We start from the raw sequence: 23,607 nt of genomic DNA on the forward strand, positions 1-23,607 counted from the left end.
CGATATAGTCGAAACGCAGACAGGTCACGCGAGCCAACCGATTTTCTGTCAAAAATGTGGGCGTCGGCTCTGAGCGTGGACGTCAGGCAGCACCTTTCCGGCTCTGCCTGAGGTTCTGTGCGAGCAGGTCCATCGCGGCCATCCGCACGGCCACGCCCATCTCAACCTGATCCTGAATAACGCTGCGGTTTATGTCGTCGGCAAGCGTCCCGTCGATTTCGACACCGCGATTCATCGGACCGGGATGCATGACGATTGCGTCCGGTTTCGCGCAGGACAGTTTTTCTTCGTCCAGGCCAAACCGGTGGTAATATTCCCGTTCGCTGGGGATAAAGCCGCCGTCCATGCGTTCTTTTTGCAAGCGCAGCATCATCACGACATCCACGTCCTTGAGCCCTTCGCGCATGTCGTCGAACACTTCGACACCGAATTCCGAGATCTGGCTGGGCATCAGCGTGGGCGGGCCGATCAGGCGAATGCGGTTTTCCATCTTGCCCAGCAGCATGATGTTTGACCGCGCAACCCGGCTGTGGGCGATGTCACCGCAGATGGCGACGGACAGGCGGTGCAGGCGCCCCTTCGCCCGCCGGATCGTAAGGGCATCCAGCAAGGCCTGAGTGGGATGCTCGTGGCGCCCGTCGCCCGCGTTCAGCACAGCGCAGTTCACTTTTTGCGCCAACAGGTCGACAGCACCGGATTGCGGATGACGCACGACAAGCAGATCGGGGTGCATCGCATTCAATGTCATGGCGGTGTCGATGAGGGTCTCGCCCTTCTTGATCGATGATGCTTGCATTGCCATGTTCATGACGTCGGCACCCAGTCTTTTGCCCGCAATCTCGAAGCTGGCCTGTGTGCGGGTCGAATTCTCGAAGAACATATTGATCTGGGTCAGCCCCGACAGCGCCTCGGCGTGCTTGTTCGGCTGGCGGTTGAGATCGGCATAGCTGTCGGCCAGATCGAGGATCGTCGTGATATCAAGCGGGTTCAGCGGTTCGATGCCCAGCAGGTGACGGTGTGCAAAGCTCATCTGGTATCCCCTTTGTTTGCGCCGTTATAGGCGGGTGGCGCAGGGCTGTCATGGGGCATTTTGCTTGCTGCCGCGGGGCGCTATCATGCAGGCATGGAATCAACCGACTTTCATACGGCCAAGGCGCTTCTGGACTGGCAAATTGAACTGGGCGCCGACGAATGCATGTCGGACGCGCCCATCAATCGTTATGAATTGCCCGACAAACTGGCAAAGCCCAAGAAGGCCGCGGCCGAAAAACCGCATCTGACCCGCGGTCCGGTGGATGAGCAGAAGATTGATCCCGTCGCAGTCGCATCGCAGGCCGCAGCTAGCGCCGCGACACTTGAAGAATTGCGCGCTGCCATGCAGGCCTTTGATTTGTGCAGCCTGAAAAAGGGCGCGCGCAACATGGTGTTTTCCGACGGAATGGCAGGCGCGCCGGTAATGATCATAGGCGAGGCACCCGGCCGCGAAGAGGACAGGATCGGCAAGCCTTTTGTCGGCGCAGCTGGGCAATTGCTGGACAGGATGTTTGCCGCAATCGACATGGGCCGTGAGCACGCGGAGGCCCCCATATATATCACTAACACGCTGCCTTGGCGGCCGCCGCAGAACCGCGATCCCAAACCCGAAGAGATCGCGATGATGAAACCCTTTCTGCTGCGTCACATCGAATTGGCCGACCCGAAGGCCGTCGTGATCATGGGAAATTGGGCGTGTCAGGCGCTGCTGGGCAAGCGCGGTATCACTCGTCTGCGCGGCATCTGGACCACTGCGGTGGACAAACCTGCCCTGCCGATGTGCCACCCGGCTTATCTGTTGCGCAATCCGGCCGCAAAGAAAGAGGCATGGGCCGATCTGCTCAGTCTGCGCGCGGCGATCACGGCATGAGTGACCGGCCGTCGTGCGCGGGGCGTGGCCAGACTGCGGTGCGGTTTCAGACAAGCTGACAATTGGTTGCGTTCAATGCGGGCCAAGGCTTGGTCGCACGGATACGAGACTGTAAACGGATTTGAAAATCCGCATCCTGAGGACGAAGTGACACATGAGCCGCATCGACGAAATCGCCGAATTCATTGCAATCCGCATTGCGGTGATGACCGTTTCCGACACCCGCGACAGCACCGAGGACAAATCCGGCGATGTTCTGGTTGCACGGCTGGAGGCGGCAGGCCACACGCTGGCGGACCGGAAAATTCTGCGGGATGAACGGGGCGACATCTCCGAGCAGCTGCGGGCGTGGTGCGATGACCCGCAGATTGACGTTGTGCTGACAACCGGTGGCACCGGCCTGACGGGACGGGACGTCACCGTAGAGGCCCACCGCGATGTCTATGAGAAGGAAATTGATGCCTTCGGCACCGTGTTCACCATCGTTTCGATGAATAAGATCGGGACAAGCGCCGTGCAATCGCGCGCCACCGGAGGAGTGGCCAATGGCACGTATCTCTTCGCTCTGCCGGGCAGTCCGGGGGCCTGCAAGGACGCCTGGGATGAGATTTTGCAAAAACAGCTCGATTACCGCCACCGGCCCTGCAACTTCGTGGAAATCCTGCCGCGCCTCGATGAGCATCAACGCCGAAAGTAGTCTGGTTCTCCCGACATTGAAAATTTGTCATCTAAATGTGACAGCTTTCGGGGGGCGGTGCGTATAAGGGTTAGTTGGTTTTCGGACGGCATCGCCTATCTTAAGGGTGACGGCGCAATTTGGGATGTTGGATGCGATTTCTTCGGCAAAGCATGATCGGCTTTTTCCTCGCGGCCTGCAGCGTCGGGTTGCTGGTTTGGGCGGGCCAGATGGTCGGCGGCGCCCTGCAGGACCGTCTGTCAAAGGAGTCCAAGGCGCCGCCGGCCCGAGAAAGGGTATTTGCCGTGAATGTTGTCACGGCCACACCGGGCACCCAGACCCCTGTCCTTGAAACCTTCGGAGAAATATCGAGCCGTCGCACATTGGAGCTGAGGGCGGCGAATGGTGGCCGCATTGTCCAACTGGCGCCCGTTTTCGAGGATGGCGCGGAGGTCAAGCGGGGCGATGTGCTGGTACGGATTGATCCGGCAGATGCCGAGGCCACTGTACAGCGTGCCGATAGTGACCTTGCCGATGCCCGCGCCGAGGCCCGGGACGCTGATCGCGGGTTGGCGCTGGCGCGCGATGAGCTCACGGCAGCGCAGGATCAGGCGGAACTGCGTGAGCGCGCCTTTACACGTCAGCAGGATCTGGCCCAGCGCGGTGTCAGCACCGCCGCGGCAACCGAAACGGCAGAGCTGGCTGCGTCCGCGGCACGTCAGGCCGTACTCGCCGGTCGACAGGCGCTCGCACAGGCGGAAGCGCGTGTGGATCAGGCCGCTACAGCGACGCGCCGTGCGGAAATTGCTTTAGCAGAGGCGCAGCGCCGGCTCGACGATACGGTTCTGTCTGCGCCGTTTGACGGGATGCTTAGTGAGACCAGCGTCATCGAGGGCCGTTTGGTCAGCGCCAACGAACGGGTTGCGGAACTGATTGATCCCCATGATCTGGAAGTCGCTTTCCGGGTTTCCACGGCGCAATACGCCCGCCTTCTGGACGCCGAGGGCGACATTATTGCCGCTCCCGTGACTGCCACACTCGAGGTCGCAGGCGTGGATCTCGAAGCGGAAGGCACCATAACCCGTGCCAGCGCCGGAGCCGGTGAAGGTCAGACAGGTCGCAAGGTCTTTGCCTCGCTGGGACGTGCTCCGGGGTTCAAGCCGGGCGATTTTGTCACAGTGCGTGTCCGTGAGCCGGAATTGCAAAACGTCGTACGACTGCCGTCCTCTGCCGTCGATGCCAACCGTACGGTGCTTGTCCTAGCGGATGAAAACCGTCTGCAAAGCGTTCCCGTCAAGCTGCTGCGCCGTCAGGGTGATGATGTACTTGTTCGAGGGCCCATCGACGGGCTCGAAGTTGTGACGGCCCGGTCGCCCCTTTTGGGGGCCGGCATTGCGGTGAACCCGTTGCGCGGGGCGGCGGAGGTTCCGCAAGAGCCGCAGATGCTCGAGCTGAGCGAAGAGCGCCGGGCGCGTCTTGTCGCCTTTGTCGAAGCAAACAACCGTATGCCGGACGAGGCGAAGGCCCGTGTCTTGGCCCGCCTCGCGGAACAGAAGGTTCCTGCCCAAATGGTCGAACGGATCGAAGCGCGGATGGGGGGATAAGGCATGGCCCGGCAGATCGGCAAAGGCGCGCGCGGTATCCTGTCTTACTTTACCCGCCACCGTACGGCGGCAAACCTTTTGCTTGTCCTGCTTCTGGTATCCGGATTTGCAGCGGCGCCGAACATGCGGGCGCAGTTCTTTCCGGATGTCATACTCGACAATGTGACCGTCAGCACCGTGTGGCAGGGGGCCGGGGCCGAAGATATTGACGGAGCCATCAGCCAGGTGCTTGAAACGGCGCTGCTGGGTGTGGAAGGTGTCGAAAGCTCCGAGAGCACGGCACGCGAAGGCAGCAGCATTGTCGTGCTCGAATTCGAGCCCAACTGGGACATGTCGCGCGCCGCCAGTGATGTGCAGACAGCGGTCGATGCAATCACCACCCTTCCGGAAGAGGCGGAAGAGCCCGAAGTGCGTCGCGGCGCGTGGCGTGACCGTGTGACGGACGTCGTTATCACAGGCCCCGTCGAACCTGCGCAGCTTGGCCGGTTTGCCGATGAATTCGTCACGCGCCTGTTTGCACGCGGGGTGACCCGAACCACGGTACAGGGCGTCGCGGCGCCGCAGACAAGGGTCGAGGTGCCAAGCGCAAACCTCATCGCCAATGACATCACGATGGCCGAAATCGCGGCCGCCATCGCCGCAGAGGTGGATGCCGATCCGGCAGGGGACGTGACCGGCGCGAATGCCCGCGTCCGCACAGGTACGGCCAAAAGATCCGCCGAGCAAATCTCGCAGATTGTTCTGCGGTCAAACCCCGATGGATCGAAACTTCTCATTTCCGATGTCGCCCGCGTCACGCAAGAAGGGGTCGACCGGTCGCTTGGTTATTTCGTCGGCGACGACCCCGCGATGAGCGTGCGCGTTGACAGGTCCGACCGGGGCGATGCCATCGGTATTCAGGAACGCGTCGAAGAGGTCGCGGCAGAGCTGCAAGCGAGCCTGCCCGCCAGCGTCACGGTCGAGCTGATCCGCACCAGAGCCGAGGCGATAACCGGACGGCTCGATCTGTTGATCAGCAATGGCCTGATGGGGCTTGGCCTTGTTGTGACGCTTCTGTTTCTCTTTTTGAACGCAAGAACCGCGTTCTGGGTGGCTGCGGGTATTCCGGTCGCCATGGGGGCCGCGATTGCACTGATGTATCTGGGTGGTCTGACGCTCAACATGATTTCGCTTTTTGGCCTGATTATCACGCTCGGTATTGTGGTGGATGACGCGATCGTCGTCGGAGAGCACGCCGACCACCGTTACAGGCGCGGCGGCATGAGCGCGGCCGAAGCCGCCGAAGGCGCGGCTCAGCGTATGGCAATGCCCGTTTTTGCGGCCACGTTGACGACCATCATCGCCTTCTTCGGGCTTGTTGCCGTCGGGGGCCGGTTTGGCGACTTGATCAAGGACATTCCCTTTACGGTCATCGCGGTGCTTGCCGCGTCGCTGGTTGAATGCTTCCTGATCCTGCCACATCACATGAACCACGCATTGGCGGGTGCCGCGAAAAACGCACGCTACAGCGTGCCCAAACTGATCTTGGGGTGCCTTGTGACGGCCATTGTTTTGACGGTTGTTGTGACTGCGGCGCTGTTCGGGATGATCTACCTCTATCTGTCCTATTCAGGGGGCGATGCTGCCACCGCACCGGATGTGCTGGCGCAGCCGAGCACGGCCTTGGCCGGTGTCCTCATGGTTGCGGTTCTGGGGGCTATCGTGCTCAGCCGGACATCACTCAACCGGGTTGTAACACTCATCGGCACCCATGGCATCGACACACCATCGTTCGTGGTCAACTCAGGTTTTGAGTGGATGCGCGAACGGCTTTTCCGCCCGTTTATGGCCGGTGTCATTGCGGCGCGGTATGTTGTGCTCGCCGGGGTCGTTGCCGTGCTGGCCAGCCAGGTTGTGCTTTTCATTCGCGGTGATGTGCAGTGGCGGTTTTTCAACGCGCCCGAGCGCGGGTCGGTCACTGGCAATTTTGCAATGGCCGAGGGTGCGACACGCGCCGACACTCTTGAGATGATGGCCGAAATGCAGCGGGCCACAAACGCGCTGGCCAGCCAGTACGAAGAGGAATACGGAACCAATCCGCTCGACTATGTCATCGCGCAAATCGGCGGCAGCGCCGGACGCGGTTTGGCAGGTGCCGATGACAAGGACGCCGATTTGCTGGGCGGCATTTCCATCGAGCTTATCGACGCCGATTTGCGGCCCTATTCGTCCTTCGCGTTCGTAGCGGCGCTGCAAGACGAGGTCATCAATCATCCGCTGGTGGAGACGGTCAGTTTTCGCGGGTGGCGCTCGGGCCCCGGAGGCGATGCGCTTGATGTCCAGTTTTACGGCGCGGACACCGAGGTTCTGAAAGCGGCCTCCGAAGACTTGCAGGAAGCATTGCGCCAATACCCCGAAGTCAGCGCATTGCAAGACAATCTGGCCTACGACAAGGAAGAGCTGATCCTGAACCTGACGCCACAGGGGCAGGCGCTCGGCTTTACCATCGACGCGCTGGGCCGCGTGTTGCGCAACCGGTTGGGCGGTATCGAAGCCGCGACCTATCCCGATGGCCCGCGATCCGCCGAGATCCGCGTCGAGCTTCCCGAAGGCGAATTGACGGCCGATTTTCTGGACCGCACCCAGATGCGCACCCCGACGGGGAGCTATGTCGCGCTGGGCGATATCGTCAGCGTCGAAAGGCGGACAGGTTTCTCCACGGTACGGCGCGAGAACGGCATTCGGCTCATTTCGGTCAGCGGCGATATCGCGGAAGACGATCCCGCCCGCGCGACGGCCATAAACACGGCGCTGGCCGAAGATATCCTGCCGCGCATCGCATCGGAGCGGCAAGTCGAGTATCGGCTGGCGGGGTTGAGCGAGCAGGAAAACGAGTTTCTGTCGGACGCGTTGACCGGATTGATCCTGTGTCTGACAGGAATTTTTCTGGTGCTCGCATGGGTGTTCAGCAGCTGGACCCGGCCCTTGGTGGTCATGGCCGTGATCCCGTTCGGATTGGTTGGCACGATCTACGGGCATTACGTCTGGGAGGTTCCACTGAGCATGTTCACCGTTGTCGGCTTGTTGGGCATGACCGGTATCATCATCAACGATTCCATCGTTTTGGTGACGACCATCGACGAATATGCAGAACAGCGCGGACTGATCCCGTCCATTATTGAAGGCGCGGCTGACAGGTTGCGGCCCGTCATGCTTACGACGCTTACGACCGTCTTGGGGATGGCACCCCTGTTGTTCGAGAAAAGCCAGCAGGCGCAGTTTCTTTTGCCGACCATCATCACGCTCGTGTACGGCCTGGGGTTCGGTATGTTTCTGGTTTTGCTGGTGGTTCCGGCGTTGGTGGCTGCGCAGCACGATATGGCGCGTCAGATCAAAGCGATGCGCCGTGGTTTGCGTGCGCCGGCCGCGGGCCTGCGGCTCGGGCTGGGCGTCATGTGGCTGCTGATGCTGGCTTGGGGGGGCGTGACATTGGGGTACGCCATCTGGTCAGGCGCGCTTCATCCTGTATTGCTCGGGGCGCTGCCGATGTTGGCTGGCATGTCGCCGGTCGCGGCCGGCTTGGCGCTTTTCATCGTGGGGGCTGCTATTGCTGCGACCGTGGGATATTTGACTGGCGCGATCTTGATGATGCTGCGGCATCGCCGCACGGCCTAGCCCGGCGTACAGCCGCGCATGTCCACAGCGTGCGATGCGCCCAGCACGGTAAACCTGATGGCCGATCGATCCAGTGCGAGGGTCCCGTTTCCGCTCGGCACGATATCGGCCTGCGCGCTCAGGGTGTTGCCAGACCGCTGCGTGGTTGCTTCGGACACCCACAGATCAGGCCGACCCGCCTCGATCACAACGACTTCGGAGCCGCCTGCATAGGGCACCTGCAGATCCGCGGAGATCGACAGCCCGTCCTTGATGGGTTCGATGCGACAGGTCACGGCGCCGGCACCGGCCTCGCTCGCCGTATAGGGGCGCTCGGCCAAAGCTGCGGCGATCGCAGGGACCGGCGTTGTTCCTGCCGCAGATAATGTGCCTTTCAGCTTGATCCGCTCGGGGATGCAGATGTCGTGGCACACTCCGATGTCCATCGTGAGGTCCACATCGATATCCCGCCCGCCGCTGCGGGGCGTCATCGCAATAGGCAGCACGACCTTGCCGTCATAGCCTATCGACCGCATCCCATTCTGATCAAATACCTTCGGCGTGGGCCAGCTGACTGACACGGCATGCAAATTGCGCGAACCTTTCCAGTCGAACTGCGGCGGGATGCCCGCATCGCCGGGCGCACGCCAGTAGGTCTTCCAACCGGGTTCCAGCTCCAATGCGACCGCGGCCATGTAGGTGCCGTCCGACCGCTGCCAGCCGTCAACCAGCGTGGCTGTCACTGGCGATTGTTGCAGCTGCTGCGCGGCAGCGCCGGTCACAAAGGTGGCCAGAAGTACGGGGACAAGAAGCGTTTTCATCATCCACCCTATGTGGCGGCTCAGCGGTGTTTTGCCAAGTCACACTTCGGTCAGAGATGTTTCGCGAAACGCTCGCTTGATCCGGTGCATGGGGGCGGTCATGCTGCACGCGATGAGGATCGGTAGGTCGGTATGGATTTGACAGGACAGCTTTTGGTCGCGATGCCCGCGATGGGTGATCCGCGCTTTGACCGCTCCAGCATTTTTATCTGTGCGCATTCCGACGACGGTGCCATGGGGCTCATTATCAACAAGCGGGCGGATGAACTCACGCTCGAACAGGTGCTCGAGGGCATGGAGATCGGGCCGGGAGACGGGTGCACCGGCATGCCGGTGCATATCGGCGGACCAGTTGAGACGGGGCGGGGATTTGTTCTGCACAGCGACGATCACCGCGGCGCGCTTGATCCGCTGGTGGTGCCAGGCGGTTTCGCACTGACGGCGACACAAGACATACTCGATGACATTGCAGCAGGTGCAGGACCGCGCCGCGCGATCTTTGCCCTTGGCTATGCGGGCTGGGGCGCAGGCCAGCTGGAAAGCGAGATTTCACAGAACGTATGGCTGACGTGTCCGGCAAGTTTCGATTTGGTTTTTTCAAGGCCGGATGACGCGAAATGGGATGCAGCGTTGGACAGCATCGGAATTGATCCGCTGACCCTGTCGGCCCACGCTGGCCGCGCCTAGTCTTGCGCGGGGCGCGGTGCTGCGGCGCGGGTCAGCCTGTCGTTGATGGCGATGCCCAGCCCGTGTTGCGGGATCGGGGCGACGGCGATTGCATGTCCCGACGCGTCAAGCTGGTGCAGAGCGTCAAAGAGCCGCGCGGCTGCTTCGCAAAGGTCTCCGGTGGCTGACAGCGTCATGTCGCCCGCAACGTCGCCAAAGCCGAGCATCACTTCTCCGGGCTCGGGGGCTCTCGCATTGAGGCGCACGCGCCCGCGTGGTGCGTAGTGCGAGGCCAATTGACCGGGCGCAGTGATGCTGCCGCCCCCGTCATTTGCCAGTGGGCGCTGCAATACATCTTCGATCGCTTCGGCTGTGATACCGCCTGCGCGCAGCAGGACGGGTGTTTCGTCATCAAATCCGACAATGGTGCTCTCGACCCCGACAGTGCACGGGCCACCATCAAGTATCGCATCGATCTGCCCATCAAGACCCGCCCGAACGTGTGCTGCCGTTGTGGGGCTGATCCGGCCTGACGGATTGGCCGAAGGTGCGGCAACCGGCCCGCCGAATGCGGTCAGGAGTGCGCGGGCGGCCGGGTTCGCAGGGACGCGCAATCCCACGGTCTGCAATCCTGCGGTCACAAGCGATGACAGCCCGTGGCCTTCGCGCAGCGTAGCAACGAGCGTCAGGGGGCCGGGCCAGAAGGTTTCAGCAAGCTGCTGCGCACTGTCGGGCAGGCGGGCCAGTTCTTGGGCCGCTTCGAGCGAGGCGATGTGCACAATGAGCGGATTGAAGCTCGGGCGCCCTTTGGCTGCATAGATGGCGGCGACTGCATCGCCTTGACGGGCGTCCGCACCCAAACCGTAAACAGTCTCCGTTCCGAACGCGACAAGGCCTCCGCGGCGCAATATATCTGCCGCAACGTCAACTCCGGCGCTGTCAGGCGTCAGTATCTGGGTCGATCTTTGCATGGGAGCCTTTGTTTCGTGACGCCGCGTTCAGGTTGCCATACCGCCGATGGCGTTCCATCTTGGCGGGCATTGGGGGGCGGTTTATCACCCCCGCGCAGGCATTTCCACAGGGCATGGATTGGCCCTCGTCCGGAACGCCACGCACCGCAGTTGGAGAGAACCAGATGACTTATCGCGCGACCGTTGACGACTATAACTTCCTTTTCGACCATGTTGTGGGACTGGAGCAGGTGCGAGCAACCGAGCGGTTCGCGGATGCGACCGACGATGTGACGCGTGCCATTCTGACAGAGGCCGGAAAGATGTGCGAAGAAGTGCTTGCACCGGTCCAGCGTGCGGGTGACCTGCATCCTGCCAAACTCGAAAACGGTGTTGTGCGCACGTCCCCCGGCTACGCCGAGACCTACAAGGCCATCGCCGAAGGTGGCTGGATCGGCATGGCGGCAGATCCGGAAAATGGTGGCATGGGGCTGCCGATGGCCCTGACCTCCGCAGTGAACGAAATGATGAGTGCTGCGTGCCTGTCGCTGCAACTTGCCCCGCTGATGAGCCAGGGCCAGATCGAAGCGCTCGAGCATCATGCCTCCGACGCGATCAAGGAAATCTATTTGCCCAAACTGATTTCGGGCGAGTGGACAGGCACGATGAACCTGACCGAACCGCAGGCCGGATCGGACGTAGGGGCGCTGGCGTCCAAGGCGGACGACAATGGCGATGGTACCTACCGGATTTCCGGCCAGAAAATCTATATCAGCTGGGGTGACCACGATTTCGGCGGAAACGTTTGCCATCTCGTCTTGGCGCGTCTGCCCGGGGCGCCGAACGGGACCAAAGGGATCAGCCTGTTCCTGGTGCCGAAATTCATCCCCGACGAAGATGGCAACCCCGGCAAGCGCAACGGCGTGAATGTCGTCAGCCTCGAGCACAAAATGGGTCTGCACGGATCGCCGACCTGCGTGATGCAATATGACGATGCGGTCGGTTGGCTGGTCGGTCCCGAACAGGGCGGAATGGCTGCGATGTTCACGATGATGAACAACGCGCGGCTGGGTGTTGGCGGGCAGGGCATCGGTGTTGCGGAAGGTGCCTATCAGCACGCGCTGGCCTATGCGCAGGACCGCAAGCAAGGCCGCACCGCGCTGGGTGATGCCGGTACCGGTACGATCCTCGATCACGCCGACGTCCGCCGCATGTTGACGCAGATGAAAGCCGATATCTTTGCCGCCCGCGCCATCGGAATGAGCAATGCGGTGGCCATCGACATGGCCAATGCAACGGGCGATCCTGCCTGGAAGGCCCGCGCGGCCTTGTTGGTGCCAATCACCAAGGCCTTCGGCACCGACGTGGGAATGAACGTGGCCGAGATGGGCCTGCAAATCCACGGCGGAATGGGTTTTGTCGAGGAAACGGGCGCTGCGCAATACAGCCGGGATGTCCGTGTGACAGCGATCTACGAAGGCACGAACGGGATTCAGGCGATGGACCTCGTTGCCCGCAAGATGATGGATGGAGGCGAAGCTGCAATGGCGCTTCTCGACGAGGTCTGCGCTGACGTGGAGGCGGCGAAACCGGTTTTCCCCGATATGGCTGACGCCGTCTGGGAAGCCGTCGAAGGCTTGCGCGAAGCGACGGAATGGTTGGTCGCGCAAGGCGACCTGCAGGACCGCTTCGCCGGTGCGGTGCCGTATCTGCGCGCCTTCGCACGCGTGTTGGGCGGGCATTTGCATCTCAAGGCGGCAATGGCCGATCAGGGCGGCGCCCGCGAAAAGCTGGCGCGATTCTATATCCAGAGGCTCTTGCCCGAACACGCGGGTCTGCTGGTTCACGCACAGGCAGGTGCCGAAGATCTCTATGCGCTGAGCCCAGACGAGCTGGCCGCTTGAGCGGCAAGCTGGTGACCCCGTGGGAGCAGCCTCCCACGGGAAGCGAAGCGATCGAAGTCGCAGAAGGTGTCTTGTGGTTGCGGCTGCCACTTCCGATGAAACTCGACCACGTGAACGTCTATGCGCTTGATGACGGCGACAGCTGGACTGTGATCGATACCGGTTTCGCGTCCAACAAGACGCGCGGGCTATGGGCCGAAATCCTCGCGGGCCCGTTGGCGGGCAAACCGGTGCGCCGCGTGGTCGTCACCCACCACCACCCCGATCATATAGGCCTCGCAGGGTGGTTCCAGACAGAGTATGGCGCAGAGCTGGTCACAACGCGCACCGCATGGCTGATGGCGCGGATGTTGCAACTGGACGTGCAGGATGTGCCCAGCAATGAAAGCCTTGCGTTTTATCGCGGCGCCGGCATGGACCCGTCGATCTATGACAAACGCGCGGCGGACCGCCCGTTCAATTTCGCGGATGTGGTTGCGCCGCTGCCGCTTGGCTATACCCGCATTTCCCAGAACGACACCATTCGCATGGGGGGGCGTACGTGGGATGTGCACATCGGCAATGGTCATGCGCCGGAGCATGCCACTTTCTGGAGCCGTGACGACAATCTGGTCATCGCGGGCGACCAAATCCTGTCGTCCATTAGCCCCAACATCGGTGTTTATGCCACCGAGCCGATGGCAGACCCGATTGGCGAATGGCTTGAGGCCTGCGAACGGCTTGCGGCGATGGCGCGGCCCGAACATTTGGTGCTGGGTGGGCATAAATTGCCGTTTACCGGTCTGCCCACGCGCATGCGGCAATTGATCGACAACCACCATAGCGCGCTGGACCGGTTGCTGGCGCATATCGACAGTCCCGCCACGGCTGGCGACTGCTTTGCGCCGTTGTTCAAAAGATCGATAGGTGAGGGCGAATATGGGCTCGCGCTGGTTGAAGCCTTTGCGCATTTGAGCCACCTTCACCAGACAGGTCAGGCCATCCGAACCCGTCGGGACGATGGCGCCTGGTTGTATCAGCGCAAGGGGTAGGTCATGGGCGAGCAGGTGGAAACGACAGCGGAAGCGGCAGAGGCCGCCGCTATGCCCCGGATGCACGAGGTCCACACCGACCCTGCTGCGCGCACCGCTACGGACCAGGCGTTGCCCAAAGGTGTCACCGCCAAATCCGCCGAGAAGAAGTCTCCGGCGCAATGGGCATACGAACGCGTTGTGCTGTACCTCAAGAAGTTCGAGGAAGGGCTGGACGAAAACCACGAGATCGCGATGGGCTTTGCGGGGGCCGATGCAGGCGTTCTGCGGATCGAGGGCATGGGGTATTTTGACCCCGATATCGTGACCTTCTACGGAACGGACCCCGCAGGGGGGAAAATGCAGCTTGTTCAGCATGTCAGCCAGTTGAACGTCGTGCTGCGCGCTTTGCCCAAAGCGGTGGAGGCCGCCGCCCCGAACCGCATCGGATTCCGGCTTATCGAGGACCTTGAGGGCGACAGCGCGTGACGCCGCTGCCGCGTCAGATCGACCGGCCGGCAATCATGGCGTGACAGTGGCCCGCAAATGGCTTAATCAGCCGCCAAACAGCTATACTTCTTAGGGAAAGAGGACTTTCACATGGCAGAGCATGAACACGGTTCGATGGACGTCACCACACAAGAAAAAACCTTCGATGGTTTCATGAGCTTTGTGACCCGCAGCGTCATCGTCATTCTGGTGGCGCTGGTGCTGATGGCCCTGTTCATCCGCTAAGCCCTGTTCGAATGATCAAAAAGCTTCTGTGCGCGGCGGGGCTGTGCGCCATTCTGGTTGGCTGCGCAGTGCCCACAAATGATTCGCCCGACGCGGTCGTTGCCGGGGCGGCGTACCGTCCACAGGGGCCGACCGCGATCACGGTTTTCACAATGGTGAACAACCGGACGGGTGCTGGCGGGCATACAGCACTGCTCGTGGAGGGGTCGCAGGCCGTCATCTTTGATCCGGCGGGATCGTACATCAACCCGCGCGTGCCCGAAAAAGGCGATGTGCTTTATGGCATGTCACCCGTGTGGGTCCAGAACTATAAATCTGCGCACGCGCGGTCGGACTTCCATGTGGTCAGCCAGAAGTTTCTGGTGAGCCCATCGACCGCCGAGCGTGCATTGCAACTGGTGCAGGCGAACGGACCTGTCCCGTCGGCCTTCTGCGCCAGTGCCACCACACGTCTGTTGCAACAGGTGCCCGGATTTGCCGATGTACGGCAGGGTTTCTATCCGGTGAAGCTGATGGAGCAATTGGCGCAACGCCCCGATGTCATCACGACACGCTATTTCGAAGACGACGATGGCAATGTCGTTGACGGCATACGTGCGCTACCCCAGCAGGTAGAGTAACGCGTAAAGCGTTGTGCCGCCGCTGATGATCGACACGATCACGTTTCTTGTTGCCAGACCCACACAAATCGTGACGAGTGCTGCCACCGCGCGGGGTACATCGAACGTACCGCCCGTGGCCGCGGGCCAGACAACTTGCGGCGCGACCAGCGCAGGCAGGATCGCAACAGCCGTATAGCGCAAATGGCGCAGCAACCAGTCGGGCATCGCACGGCCCCCGACCAACCCCGTGAACATGAACCTCAGGGCGAAGCTGCCGATGCCAAGCAGGATGATGACTGTCCAGAGTGTCGTCTTGTCGATCATCGCGTGCGGTCCCTTCGCTCAAGCCATAATTCGGTTTGTGCGCCCGCCATCATGCCCGCAACCCCCGCCACGATCAGCCCGAGGCTATAAGGCACGGCAACCGCCAGCAGGCTGACAACCACGGCAACAAACGCGGCCGCGACATGTGCCAAACTGCGGAACATCGGTGCGATCATGGCAAGAAAGGTGATCGGGATCGCGAAATCCAGTGCCAGACCGTCGGGCACCTGCGCGCCGATCAATGCCCCGACCAGAGTGAACAAATACCAAAGCGGTACGATCGGCGTCACGGCACCCAAAAAATAGCCGACCCGCTCAGATACGGTCATGTCGGGGTCTTTTTCGAACCGGGATATCCCGACGACATAGGATTGATCGACGGTCAGATAAGCGCAGAGCGCCCTCTGCCACAGGGGCGCCGCGCCGATATATGGCGTGAGGGATGCGGAATACATCGCCATCCGCAAATTCACTGCGAGCGCCGAGATCAGCACAATGACCGTCGGCACATTTTCCTGCATCAGCTGCAGTGCCGTGAACTGCGCCGCGCCGGCAATCACAACAACGGAAAAGGCCAGCGTTTCAAAAACCGATAGTCCGGCCTCTGTGGCGATCACGCCGAACAGAAGCGAAAACGGCACGATTACGAGAACGAAGGGCAATCCGGCAACGACACCCTGCAGGTAAGTTGATTTGCGGCTGGAAGAGGTCATTGGATGCCCTTAGGTTATGGCTGATCGTTATGCCGATGATGAGAGGGTGTAAATGGCCGAAAAACTTGACCTGTCAGAGTATCTGATCGCGCCCGACCCCGAAGCGGCGCGTCTGACCCGCCCTGTGACAGGACATGATCACACCGGTCAGGCCATCGAGATGCGGGTGGTCGAAGAGCGGCCGCTGACCATCTATCTCAACAGCCAGGAAGTGGTGACCGCCATGACCATCGGCGATTATCCCGATTATCTCGCGCTGGGGTTCCTGCGCAATCAAGGCATGTTGCGACCCGATGACGAAATTACAGCGGTCGATTATGACGAAGATCTCGAAGTGGTCGTGGTGCGTACGGCCCGCGAAACCGATTACGAGGACAAGATGCGGCGTAAGACGCGCACAAGTGGTTGCGCAGTCGGGACGGTGTTCGGTGACATGATGGAAGGGCTCGATGGTGTCACGCTGCCGTCCGCAGAGGTGCGCACGTCGTGGCTTTATGCGCTGTCCTCCAAGATCAACCGCACGCCGAGCCTGTATCTCGAAGCCGGTGCGATCCATGGCACGATCCTGTGTCAGCGCGACAGGCCATTGGTGTACATGGAGGATGTGGGTCGTCACAACGCGGTCGACAAGATTGCGGGTTGGATGCTGTCGCAGAACGTCTCACCGGACGATAAAATCCTCTATACAACCGGTCGCCTTACGTCCGAAATGGTGATCAAGACCGCGATGATGGGCATTCCTGTGCTGGCTTCGCGGTCGGGTTTCACGGCATGGGGCGTCGAGATCGCGCAGCAGCTTGGCTTGACGCTAATCGGCCGGATGAAGGGGAAACGGTTTGTCTGTCTGTCGGGTGAAGATCGTCTGACACGCGATGCCGACCCCGACGCGATATCGGAAGAACCGCGCCGCGCCGGGCGGAAGGGGGCCGCGTGAAGCAACCTGTCGGTGTGATCCTTGCCGGTGGGCGCGCCACGCGCATGGGCGGTGGCGACAAGGGGTTGCTGCAGCTGGGAGGCCAGACCTTGTTATCGCGCGTGATTGACCGGATCGATCCGCAGGTGGCCGCTCTCGCTCTGAACGCGAACGGAGATCCCACGCGGTTCCGTGACACTCGGCTCCCCGTCATAGCAGACAGCATAGATGGCTTCGCAGGCCCGCTGGCGGGGGTGCTCGCCGGGCTGGACTGGGCCGCAACCCAAGGTGTGGATACCGTTGTCACCGTGGCAGCCGATACGCCTTTCTATCCGTGCGATCTGGTGCCGCAGTTGTTGCTCGCGTCCGAAGGCATGGCGCATCCGCTAGTATTGGCCGCCACGCCGGACGCAAAGCGGGGTCGCGCACGTCATCCGACGTTCGGGCTGTGGCCGGTGGCATTGCGTGATGATCTGCGCCGTGCACTGCAGGACGGCGTGCGCAAGGTCGTACAGTGGACAGACGCGCACGCCGGACGCGAAGCGCTGTTCGCGGATGAAAGCGCCTTTTTCAACGTAAATACACCCGCCGATCTGGCGCACGCCGAGGCAATGCTATGAATATCTTTGGTGTCGTGGGATGGAAAAACGCCGGGAAGACTGGCCTGATGGAGCGATTGGTCACCGAAATCTGCGCGCGCGGGCACAGCGTGTCCACGGTCAAGCACGCGCATCACAGCTTTGATGTCGATCATCCCGGCAAAGACAGCTTTCGGCACCGCAACGCAGGCGCCCGCGAAGTGCTTCTGGCGTCAGGCAACCGTTTTGCCCTGATGCACGAATTGCGCGACCGCCCGGAGCCGTCGCTCGCCGAATTGCTCGAAAAACTCGCACCTGTCGATCTGGTTCTGATCGAAGGCTACAAACGTGACACCCATCCCAAGGTCGAGGCGCACCGGGCGGTCACGGGCAACCCGCTCATTGCTCCGGATGATCCGACGATCAAGGCCATCGCCAGCGATACATCGCTGCGCACCGACCGCCCGGTCTTTGATCTTGATGACACGCGCGCCATCGCCGACTTCATCCTCGCAGAGGTCGGTTTGTGACGCCATTTGACACTGTTCTTATTGCCGATTGGTCGGCCGGAAAACGTGGCAGTGTCAGGCCCAAGCCAGACGCGATCTGGCTCGGGCTCACCCGCGACGGTGCGCAACAGCCGCCCGAATACTGTCGGTCACGCCAGTTTGCAGAGGCGCGGATCGGCGAAATCATTGCTGCCGAACGCCGCGCGGGGCGGCGGCTGCTGGTGGGGTTCGATTTTCCCTTTGGATATCCCGCGGGCTTTGCCCAAAGAGTGACCGGCTCGAATGATCCTCTGGAGCTGTGGGATTGGTTTGAATGCGAAATCCAAGACACGGAAACGGGAGAGAACAACCGCTACGACGTGGCCGAACGGATTAACGCAGTTTTCGACGGGCCCGGACCATTCTGGGGCAAATCACACCGTGATCGCTGGCCCGGTATTCCGTACCGCAAGGAAGGCGTGCGTTTCGATACGGTTGCAGAAAAACGCCAGTGTGATCTCGTTGCTAAGGCAGCATCGAGCTGTTTTCAGCTTGCATTTCCACCCACGGTCGGGAGCCAGATACTGATGGGCCTGCCGACATTGTCGCGATTGCGCAGATTGTCCGGTGTCCGGGTCTGGCCGTTCGAGGCTTGCGAAGATGCGCCGGTGGTTCTGGCCGAAATTTGGCCCGGCTTGATTGAACCTGCTGTCAAAAAGGCCCTTCAGAGTGGGCCGGATGATGCGATCCGGGACGAAGTGCAGGTGGGACTTTTGGCAAATGCCCTGTCGCGTCTTGATGCAGCGACGCTGGAGCACCTGATGAACGATTTGCCCAGTCACGCCAAAGAAGAAGCATGGATACTGGGCGCGGGGGCCGCTGATACGTTGACGGAACTGGCCGGTCAGGCCACGCCACCGCCGCTGCGCAACGATTGTTTTGCACTGCCTCAGGGGGTTCACTGGACCCCCGTTGACGAGGCACTGGATATGCTTCGGACACGGTTGCATGCACTCACGGGGGCGTCGACAATCGACGTTGACGCGGCACTGGGCCGTATCGCGGCGGGTGATGTGGTTGCCGCGCGGGCCAATCCGCCTTTGCCCAACACCGCGGTGGACGGGTACGGCTTTGCCGGTGGTCGCGGCGCAGGTACGCACAGTTTGCCGCTTGTGGCAGGGCGCGCCGCTGCGGGGGACGCGCCGGGCACTGTTGTGGACGGTCATGCCATTCGCATTTTGACGGGGGCAGCGTTGCCCGCTGGCGTGGACACTGTCATTCTTCAGGAAGATGTCGCGCGGGACGGCGACGCGATTGTTTTTAACGGCCCTCTCAAAACCGGTGCGAACACGCGCAAAGCGGGCGAGGACGTGCAGGCCGGGGATGTCGTCATCAAGAAGGGGCGCCGGATTGGCCCCGCCGATATCGCATTGTTGTCGGCGGTCGGTGTGGCCCGGATCGAGGTGCGCGACCGGCTGCGGGTCGGTGTCCTGTCAACCGGTGATGAACTGGTCGATCCCGATACCGCTGCGGCGGCAGGCCAGATCTATGATGCGAACCGGCCGATGCTTTTGGGGCTGATAAAGCAGCTTGGACATGTCGCCGTGGATCTGGGTCGCGCACCGGATGACCGTATGGAGCTGCGCCGCAGGTTTGATGATGCCGCCGGCAGGGTCGACGCATTGCTGACCTCGGGCGGTGCGTCAGCCGGCGATGAAGATCACGTATCGGCATTGCTTGATGAGGCAGGCGCGATGGCGACCTGGCGCATCGCGATCAAGCCGGGACGCCCGCTTGCGCTTGCACTGTGGAACGGTGTGCCGGTGTTCGGTTTGCCCGGCAATCCGGTTGCCGCGCTGGTCTGTGCGTTGATCTTTGCGCGGCCCGCGCTCGCGCAATTGGCGGGTGCTGAGTGGACCACCCCGCAGGGGTTCAACGTCCCTGCCAACTTCACCAAACGCAAGAAACCGGGACGGACCGAGTTCTTGCGGGCGCGTTTTGGCCCCGACGGGATCGAGGTGTTCCCCTCTGAAGGGTCCGGCAGGATCAGCGGATTGAGCTGGGCGGACGGTCTTGTCGAGCTATGTGAGGGGGAGCGGCAAATCGCACCGGGCGATCTGGTCCGCTATATTCCTTATGCCAGCTTTGGCCTGTGAAAGGCGAAAAGTCGCAATGAAAACAACCATTTTGATTGCCGCAATCATTTGTTCAGCGGGCATAGCGCAGGCATGTACGTCTGTTGCCTTTGTCGAAGGGGCCCCGCGGGACCGATTTGTGCTGAGCGACGCACAGGAGGTTGCTGCGGTAACGGTCGATCTGCGGGGATCTGCCGGCCGTTTGATCTTTGACACCGCCGATGGCGGGACCGGAGTCGAGGTGTTTCAGCCGTTGCGGGACGAGGGTGGGACGACCGCCTCCAGCGTTCTTGATGGAGCAGAGGTCATTCGCGTTGTCCTTGATGGGTCCTCGGCAGATGGTCGCGCGGCATTTTCGATCGATGTGGATGACCGGCTCGAAGCGTCTGACCTAGGCCAGATCAGAGTAACCGGTGGTGAACTAGAGGGGGCCTCCGTGACTTTCGAGACCCGTGATGGGGACGTGGCGACGGCCACTTTTGGCGCAAACAACCGCGCGTCGGCCTGTCTGTCGTGACCGTCAGTCGAAAGTACCCGCAACGCGGCCCAACAGCATAAACGCGCGCGCCGTGCGGGTGTCAGAAAATCGGGCAATCTCCTCGTCACTCGCATCGGCTTCGAAGGTCGAGAAAAGCTGATCAAAGCGGCGCAAGAAATGGTGCGCCGCGTCACGGAAGATCGGGTCCTGCTTCATCCGGCCCGCGGTCAGCGCAAGTGACGATCTGTCCCGTATACCGCCAAGTGGGGCGATCGGACGGCCCCGCGCCCCTTGTCCGAACATGCGCCAGACTTCTGCGCGGGCACGGTCGGGGCGCAGATCATCCATATAAATGCCGTCCTGGCTCAGCAGGGTGAGCACGTCCTGCGCGGCCTGGATAAGCTGTGCGGCTCCGCGATCCTTGAGCGCACGGCGCAGTGCGGCGAATCCCTGTTCGTCCTCTGCGGTTTCCGGAAAGTTCAACGCGCGGATCAAATCATCGTGCGCAAGCGGTGGCTGCATGTCGGCACTGGAAGTTCCCAAAGCCAGCGTTTGCTGGTCCTCGGCGGACGGTGCGGTGACGGCCGCGATGGCGGCCGGTCGCGGTGCCTCTTCACGTCGGCTCTGGAATGTGGCAAGCGCGGTTTCCGTCTTGCGGGTTGCCGCGGCGATTTCGTCCAGTTTGCGGGTCACCGAGGGTTCGGACGCCAGTGTGCCGCCCTGTGCCTGCGCGATATAGGCCTGCCTGATGGCATCGATGGCTGCCTGCAACCGCTGGCTTTCCTCGCGCATTACGCGACTGGCACGCGCTGCCGTCGCCGCGACCCAGATCATCGCGACCGGCAGGAACACCACCAGCATTGTCATCAGGAATCGCAATGCACCTTCGCCTTCGGGCGCGGGATCGCGTGGCGCAAAAATGAAAAACAACGCCGTGCCGAGCAACCAGACCCCTGACATGGCGATTGCGACGAGTTCGATGCCGGTAATCGTATCGGGACGGGCGCGATCGTAGATGCCCAACGGCGTCGGTCGCGCGGAAGCCGCGGTATTGGATTTCAGCGCCGTCGGACGCTTGGCCCTCGGGGTTGGGTTGGATGCTGGTGCATCGGGCATGTGATCCGCTCCGCTCAGGCGTAGACGATCTCGAGAACCTCGTAGGATTTCAACCCACCCGGGGTCTTCACGTCCACGCTGTCACCTTCCTCTTTGCCAATCAGGGCACGCGCAATGGGTGATTTGATGTTCAGCAGTCCGGCTTCGATGTTGGCCTCGTACTCACCCACGATCTGGTAGGTTTTTTCGGCATCCGTGTCTTCATCTACCAAGGTAACCTTGGCCCCGAACTTGATCGCGCCAGACAGTTTGGAAGGATCGATCACATCGGCCAACGAAATGACCCCTTCGAGTTCCTTGATACGGCCTTCGATAAAGGACTGCTTTTCCTTCGCGGAGTGATATTCGGCGTTTTCCGACAGATCGCCATGTTCGCGTGCCTCTGCGATGGCCTTGATGATGGCGGGGCGCTCGATGGTCTTGAGCTCCTTGAGTTCCTTTTCAAGGTCAACAAAACCCGCGCGGGTCATCGGGATCTTTTCCATGGCAAGTCTCGGCAATAAGAAGGCGCGCCCCGAAGGGTTCCGGGGCGCGCGAAATTCAGTTGAGCCATACGATGACCCAAATGCCGCGCGGAATGCAAGGGCTTATGGGGCGGTGGCGGGCGATGTTTCGCCTGAGCCGGGGCCGTGCCCGTTCAATCATATTGCACCACTTCGAATTCGATCCTGTCCGCATCATGGAAGTAGAACCGGCGCCCCGGCTCGTAATCCGCGTGATTGCCTGTCTTGAAGCCGAGCGATTTCACCGCCTCTTCGGTCGCGTCCAAATCGTCAACCACTACGGCAAGGTGGTTCAGCGCCGCCACCTGTGAATAATCGGCCGTTCCCCGCTTCGCCGTGTCACCCGGCGAGTAGAGCGCGATGTACTGCGCATCGGTGCCGACGTGGATGGTATGGCCGCCCATCATGGCGTCCCCTTGCCACCGGACGTCCCAGCCGAATATCTGCTTCATCCAGCCGGCGGTCGCCTGCGGGTCAGATACGGTGATATTTGCATGTTCCAGTCGTGCCGTCATAACGCGTTCCTCTTTCTTGATCATTGACCCCATCCTTCGTAATTCCTAAACCTAACTTTAGGTCAAGATATTTCTGAACAAGGCAGAAGACAGTGAACGAGGGATTGAGCATTGGCGCTCTGGCGCGCCGCACGGGTCTCGCTGTCTCGGCGATCCGGTACTACGAGGCGCAGGGGCTGATCCGCCCGTGGCGCAACCCGGGCGGGCAGCGGCGCTTCGAGCGATCGGACCTGCGCCGCCTGAGCTTTGTCATGATTGCCCAGCAGTTCGGGTTTACCCTGCCGCAGATCAGGGCGCAGCTGGATATGCTGCCGGGGGGGCGCACCCCGACGAAGGCGGATTGGGCCGCGATCAGTGTTACCTTCCGTGCGGAGCTGAACGCGCGCATCGACACACTGACACGTCTGCGCGACAATCTGGATGGCTGCATCGGGTGTGGATGTCTGAGCCTTGAGGCCTGCGCCTTGTACAATGCGCGCGACATCGCGGGCCAGAAAGGGCAGGGGCCGAGGTATTTGATGGGCGACATGCCGCCAACGTCGGAACACTCGGACGGTTGAATGGTTGGGCCTGTGCGCCCAGCCAAGGATAGCCCATGTCACACCAGATTCCGCCCCGCATCGTTCCGTCGTTTCTGCGACTTATGGCCATTCTATCGGTGCTCGGTACCGTGGCGCTGTTGGTGGGGAATGTGTGGGGGTCCATCGCGGTGCCCAATCACGATTGGGTTGCCGATACGGTGAGCGATCTGGCGGCGGGACGCTACGAAATCATTCAGGATGTCGCGCTTTACGGGTTCGGGGGCAGCATGGTCGCGCTGGCGCTTGCGGTTGCCCATCTGCATCCGGGCGGCTGGCAGTGGAGCGTGCTTTCCGTTCTTCTTATCCTGATTGCTCTGTGCATTGTCATCATCGGCGCGCGCAACGAATACGGTGACGGGGACAGCGAAGGAATCGTGATCCATATCTACGTGGTTTACGCGATGGGCGCGCTCTACACCGCGGCCTTTGCACTGGCGTGGGTCGAAGGGGACAAGATCGGCCATGGCATGGGCAAAGCCTCGTTGATCTGCGGTCTGTTGTGGGTCTGTGGCGCGCCCATCTTCTTTGTGATGCCCACCGGGTACGACGGTGCATGGGAGCGCGGGTTGGGCGTGATCTGTGCGGTCTGGACCGTGTTGTTTGCGCGGGCGCTGTGGCGCAGTGCGCAGGTGCAGGCGGAGGGATAACCGGCTCAACTGACCGATAAACAGACATGAGCGCGGCTTGGCTGCAGATTCAGGCAGGCTGCGACGATTTTAACGCCCCGTCGTGATTGCAATGGGCTGCGGGCTTCGCTAC

At 61.5% G+C, this 23,607-nt stretch carries 25 protein-coding genes; 17 read left to right on the forward strand and 8 right to left on the reverse strand.

Annotation, left to right across the window (positions count from 1 at the left end):
• Positions 1 to 82: 82 nt before the first annotated feature.
• On the reverse strand, positions 83 to 1,030 hold the full coding sequence (locus tag K3756_RS03515) for an aspartate carbamoyltransferase catalytic subunit (RefSeq protein ID WP_259990960.1): 948 nt from the start codon (positions 1,028 to 1,030) through the stop codon (positions 83 to 85).
• 93 nt (positions 1,031 to 1,123) lie between these two features.
• Between K3756_RS03515 and K3756_RS03520 the strand changes: the two genes are divergently transcribed.
• The 4 genes from K3756_RS03520 to K3756_RS03535 all read left to right on the forward strand — a co-directional run bounded on the left by K3756_RS03520 (position 1,124) and on the right by K3756_RS03535 (position 7,837).
• Positions 1,124 to 1,903, forward strand: a complete 780-nt coding sequence (locus tag K3756_RS03520; RefSeq protein ID WP_259990961.1) for a uracil-DNA glycosylase family protein — start codon at positions 1,124 to 1,126, stop codon at positions 1,901 to 1,903.
• Positions 1,904 to 2,057: 154 nt separating this feature from the next.
• Positions 2,058 to 2,600: a molybdenum cofactor biosynthesis protein B gene (gene moaB, locus K3756_RS03525; protein ID WP_259990963.1), complete on the forward strand. Its 543-nt coding sequence runs from the start codon at positions 2,058 to 2,060 to the stop codon at positions 2,598 to 2,600.
• A 131-nt stretch (positions 2,601 to 2,731) separates the two neighbouring features.
• Complete coding sequence (locus K3756_RS03530; RefSeq protein WP_259990965.1) at positions 2,732 to 4,183, forward strand: efflux RND transporter periplasmic adaptor subunit; 1,452 nt, start codon at positions 2,732 to 2,734, stop codon at positions 4,181 to 4,183.
• 3 nt (positions 4,184 to 4,186) lie between these two features.
• The gene (locus K3756_RS03535; RefSeq protein ID WP_259990967.1) at positions 4,187 to 7,837 is read left to right on the forward strand and encodes an efflux RND transporter permease subunit; all 3,651 of its coding nucleotides are present in this window, start codon (positions 4,187 to 4,189) and stop codon (positions 7,835 to 7,837) included.
• On the opposite strand, the gene K3756_RS03540 is transcribed toward K3756_RS03535, so the two are convergent.
• On the reverse strand, positions 7,834 to 8,637 hold the full coding sequence (locus tag K3756_RS03540) for a protein-disulfide reductase DsbD domain-containing protein (protein WP_259990969.1): 804 nt from the start codon (positions 8,635 to 8,637) through the stop codon (positions 7,834 to 7,836). The genes K3756_RS03535 and K3756_RS03540 overlap by 4 nt on opposite strands.
• A gap of 132 nt (positions 8,638 to 8,769) precedes the next feature.
• Here K3756_RS03540 and K3756_RS03545 point away from each other — a divergent pair, with 132 nt between their 5' ends.
• Positions 8,770 to 9,324 (forward strand): YqgE/AlgH family protein, encoded by a 555-nt coding sequence (locus K3756_RS03545; protein ID WP_259990971.1) that lies wholly within the window; start codon positions 8,770 to 8,772, stop codon positions 9,322 to 9,324.
• On the opposite strand, the gene K3756_RS03550 is transcribed toward K3756_RS03545, so the two are convergent.
• Positions 9,321 to 10,274, reverse strand: a complete 954-nt coding sequence (locus K3756_RS03550; protein WP_259990973.1) for an L-threonylcarbamoyladenylate synthase — start codon at positions 10,272 to 10,274, stop codon at positions 9,321 to 9,323. The two genes, K3756_RS03545 and K3756_RS03550, sit on opposite strands and share 4 nt — an antisense overlap.
• Before the next feature lie 164 nt (positions 10,275 to 10,438).
• Between K3756_RS03550 and K3756_RS03555 the strand changes: the two genes are divergently transcribed.
• The 5 genes from K3756_RS03555 to K3756_RS03575 all read left to right on the forward strand — a co-directional run bounded on the left by K3756_RS03555 (position 10,439) and on the right by K3756_RS03575 (position 14,522).
• On the forward strand, positions 10,439 to 12,157 hold the full coding sequence (locus tag K3756_RS03555) for an acyl-CoA dehydrogenase (RefSeq protein ID WP_259990975.1): 1,719 nt from the start codon (positions 10,439 to 10,441) through the stop codon (positions 12,155 to 12,157).
• Entirely contained in the window at positions 12,154 to 13,188 is a 1,035-nt protein-coding gene (locus K3756_RS03560; protein WP_259990978.1) for an MBL fold metallo-hydrolase, read from the forward strand. Before K3756_RS03555 ends, K3756_RS03560 begins: the two co-directional genes overlap by 4 nt.
• Positions 13,189 to 13,191: 3 nt before the next feature.
• Entirely contained in the window at positions 13,192 to 13,656 is a 465-nt protein-coding gene (locus tag K3756_RS03565; protein ID WP_259990980.1) for a hypothetical protein, read from the forward strand.
• Positions 13,657 to 13,767: 111 nt separating this feature from the next.
• Complete coding sequence (locus K3756_RS03570) at positions 13,768 to 13,902, forward strand: aa3-type cytochrome c oxidase subunit IV (protein WP_259990982.1); 135 nt, start codon at positions 13,768 to 13,770, stop codon at positions 13,900 to 13,902.
• Between the two features lie 11 nt (positions 13,903 to 13,913).
• Positions 13,914 to 14,522: a hypothetical protein gene (locus K3756_RS03575; protein WP_259990983.1), complete on the forward strand. Its 609-nt coding sequence runs from the start codon at positions 13,914 to 13,916 to the stop codon at positions 14,520 to 14,522.
• Here the strand turns inward: K3756_RS03575 and K3756_RS03580 are convergent.
• On the reverse strand, positions 14,502 to 14,828 hold the full coding sequence (locus K3756_RS03580; RefSeq protein ID WP_259990985.1) for an AzlD domain-containing protein: 327 nt from the start codon (positions 14,826 to 14,828) through the stop codon (positions 14,502 to 14,504). The two genes, K3756_RS03575 and K3756_RS03580, sit on opposite strands and share 21 nt — an antisense overlap.
• Positions 14,825 to 15,541: an AzlC family ABC transporter permease gene (locus K3756_RS03585; protein ID WP_259990987.1), complete on the reverse strand. Its 717-nt coding sequence runs from the start codon at positions 15,539 to 15,541 to the stop codon at positions 14,825 to 14,827. The genes K3756_RS03580 and K3756_RS03585 overlap by 4 nt, the downstream gene beginning before the upstream one ends.
• Before the next feature lie 52 nt (positions 15,542 to 15,593).
• Here K3756_RS03585 and K3756_RS03590 point away from each other — a divergent pair, with 52 nt between their 5' ends.
• The 5 genes from K3756_RS03590 to K3756_RS03610 are packed head-to-tail and all read left to right on the forward strand — an operon-like array spanning position 15,594 to position 20,172.
• On the forward strand, positions 15,594 to 16,475 hold the full coding sequence (locus K3756_RS03590) for a formate dehydrogenase accessory sulfurtransferase FdhD (RefSeq protein ID WP_259990988.1): 882 nt from the start codon (positions 15,594 to 15,596) through the stop codon (positions 16,473 to 16,475).
• Positions 16,472 to 17,074 (forward strand): molybdenum cofactor guanylyltransferase MobA, encoded by a 603-nt coding sequence (gene mobA / locus K3756_RS03595; protein ID WP_259990990.1) that lies wholly within the window; start codon positions 16,472 to 16,474, stop codon positions 17,072 to 17,074. The genes K3756_RS03590 and mobA overlap by 4 nt, the downstream gene beginning before the upstream one ends.
• Positions 17,071 to 17,562 carry a molybdopterin-guanine dinucleotide biosynthesis protein B gene (gene mobB, locus K3756_RS03600; protein ID WP_259990991.1) on the forward strand — a complete coding sequence of 164 codons (492 nt, stop codon included), beginning with the start codon at positions 17,071 to 17,073 and terminating at the stop codon, positions 17,560 to 17,562. The genes mobA and mobB overlap by 4 nt, the downstream gene beginning before the upstream one ends.
• Positions 17,559 to 19,676 (forward strand): gephyrin-like molybdotransferase Glp, encoded by a 2,118-nt coding sequence (glp, locus tag K3756_RS03605; RefSeq protein ID WP_259990992.1) that lies wholly within the window; start codon positions 17,559 to 17,561, stop codon positions 19,674 to 19,676. Before mobB ends, glp begins: the two co-directional genes overlap by 4 nt.
• A gap of 16 nt (positions 19,677 to 19,692) precedes the next feature.
• A complete protein-coding gene (locus tag K3756_RS03610; RefSeq protein WP_259990993.1) occupies positions 19,693 to 20,172 on the forward strand; it encodes a hypothetical protein in 480 nt (159 codons plus the stop codon).
• A 3-nt stretch (positions 20,173 to 20,175) separates the two neighbouring features.
• Here the strand turns inward: K3756_RS03610 and K3756_RS03615 are convergent, their stop codons facing one another.
• The 3 genes from K3756_RS03615 to K3756_RS03625 all read right to left on the reverse strand — a co-directional run bounded on the left by K3756_RS03615 (position 20,176) and on the right by K3756_RS03625 (position 22,267).
• Positions 20,176 to 21,249, reverse strand: coding sequence for a hypothetical protein (locus K3756_RS03615; protein ID WP_259990995.1), 1,074 nt, complete (start codon positions 21,247 to 21,249; stop codon positions 20,176 to 20,178).
• A gap of 14 nt (positions 21,250 to 21,263) precedes the next feature.
• Positions 21,264 to 21,734 (reverse strand): transcription elongation factor GreA, encoded by a 471-nt coding sequence (gene greA, locus K3756_RS03620; RefSeq protein WP_259990997.1) that lies wholly within the window; start codon positions 21,732 to 21,734, stop codon positions 21,264 to 21,266.
• A 152-nt stretch (positions 21,735 to 21,886) separates the two neighbouring features.
• On the reverse strand, positions 21,887 to 22,267 hold the full coding sequence (locus tag K3756_RS03625; RefSeq protein WP_259993474.1) for a VOC family protein: 381 nt from the start codon (positions 22,265 to 22,267) through the stop codon (positions 21,887 to 21,889).
• Between the two features lie 92 nt (positions 22,268 to 22,359).
• Between K3756_RS03625 and soxR the strand changes: the two genes are divergently transcribed.
• Positions 22,360 to 22,827, forward strand: coding sequence for a redox-sensitive transcriptional activator SoxR (gene soxR, locus K3756_RS03630; protein WP_259990999.1), 468 nt, complete (start codon positions 22,360 to 22,362; stop codon positions 22,825 to 22,827).
• Between the two features lie 35 nt (positions 22,828 to 22,862).
• A complete protein-coding gene (locus K3756_RS03635) occupies positions 22,863 to 23,495 on the forward strand; it encodes a DUF998 domain-containing protein (RefSeq protein ID WP_259991001.1) in 633 nt (210 codons plus the stop codon).
• Positions 23,496 to 23,607: the final 112 nt, after the last annotated feature.

Origin of the sequence: Sulfitobacter sp. S190 (assembly GCF_025141935.1) — a bacterium.
In the GTDB taxonomy this organism is placed as follows: Bacteria; Pseudomonadota; Alphaproteobacteria; order Rhodobacterales; family Rhodobacteraceae; genus Sulfitobacter.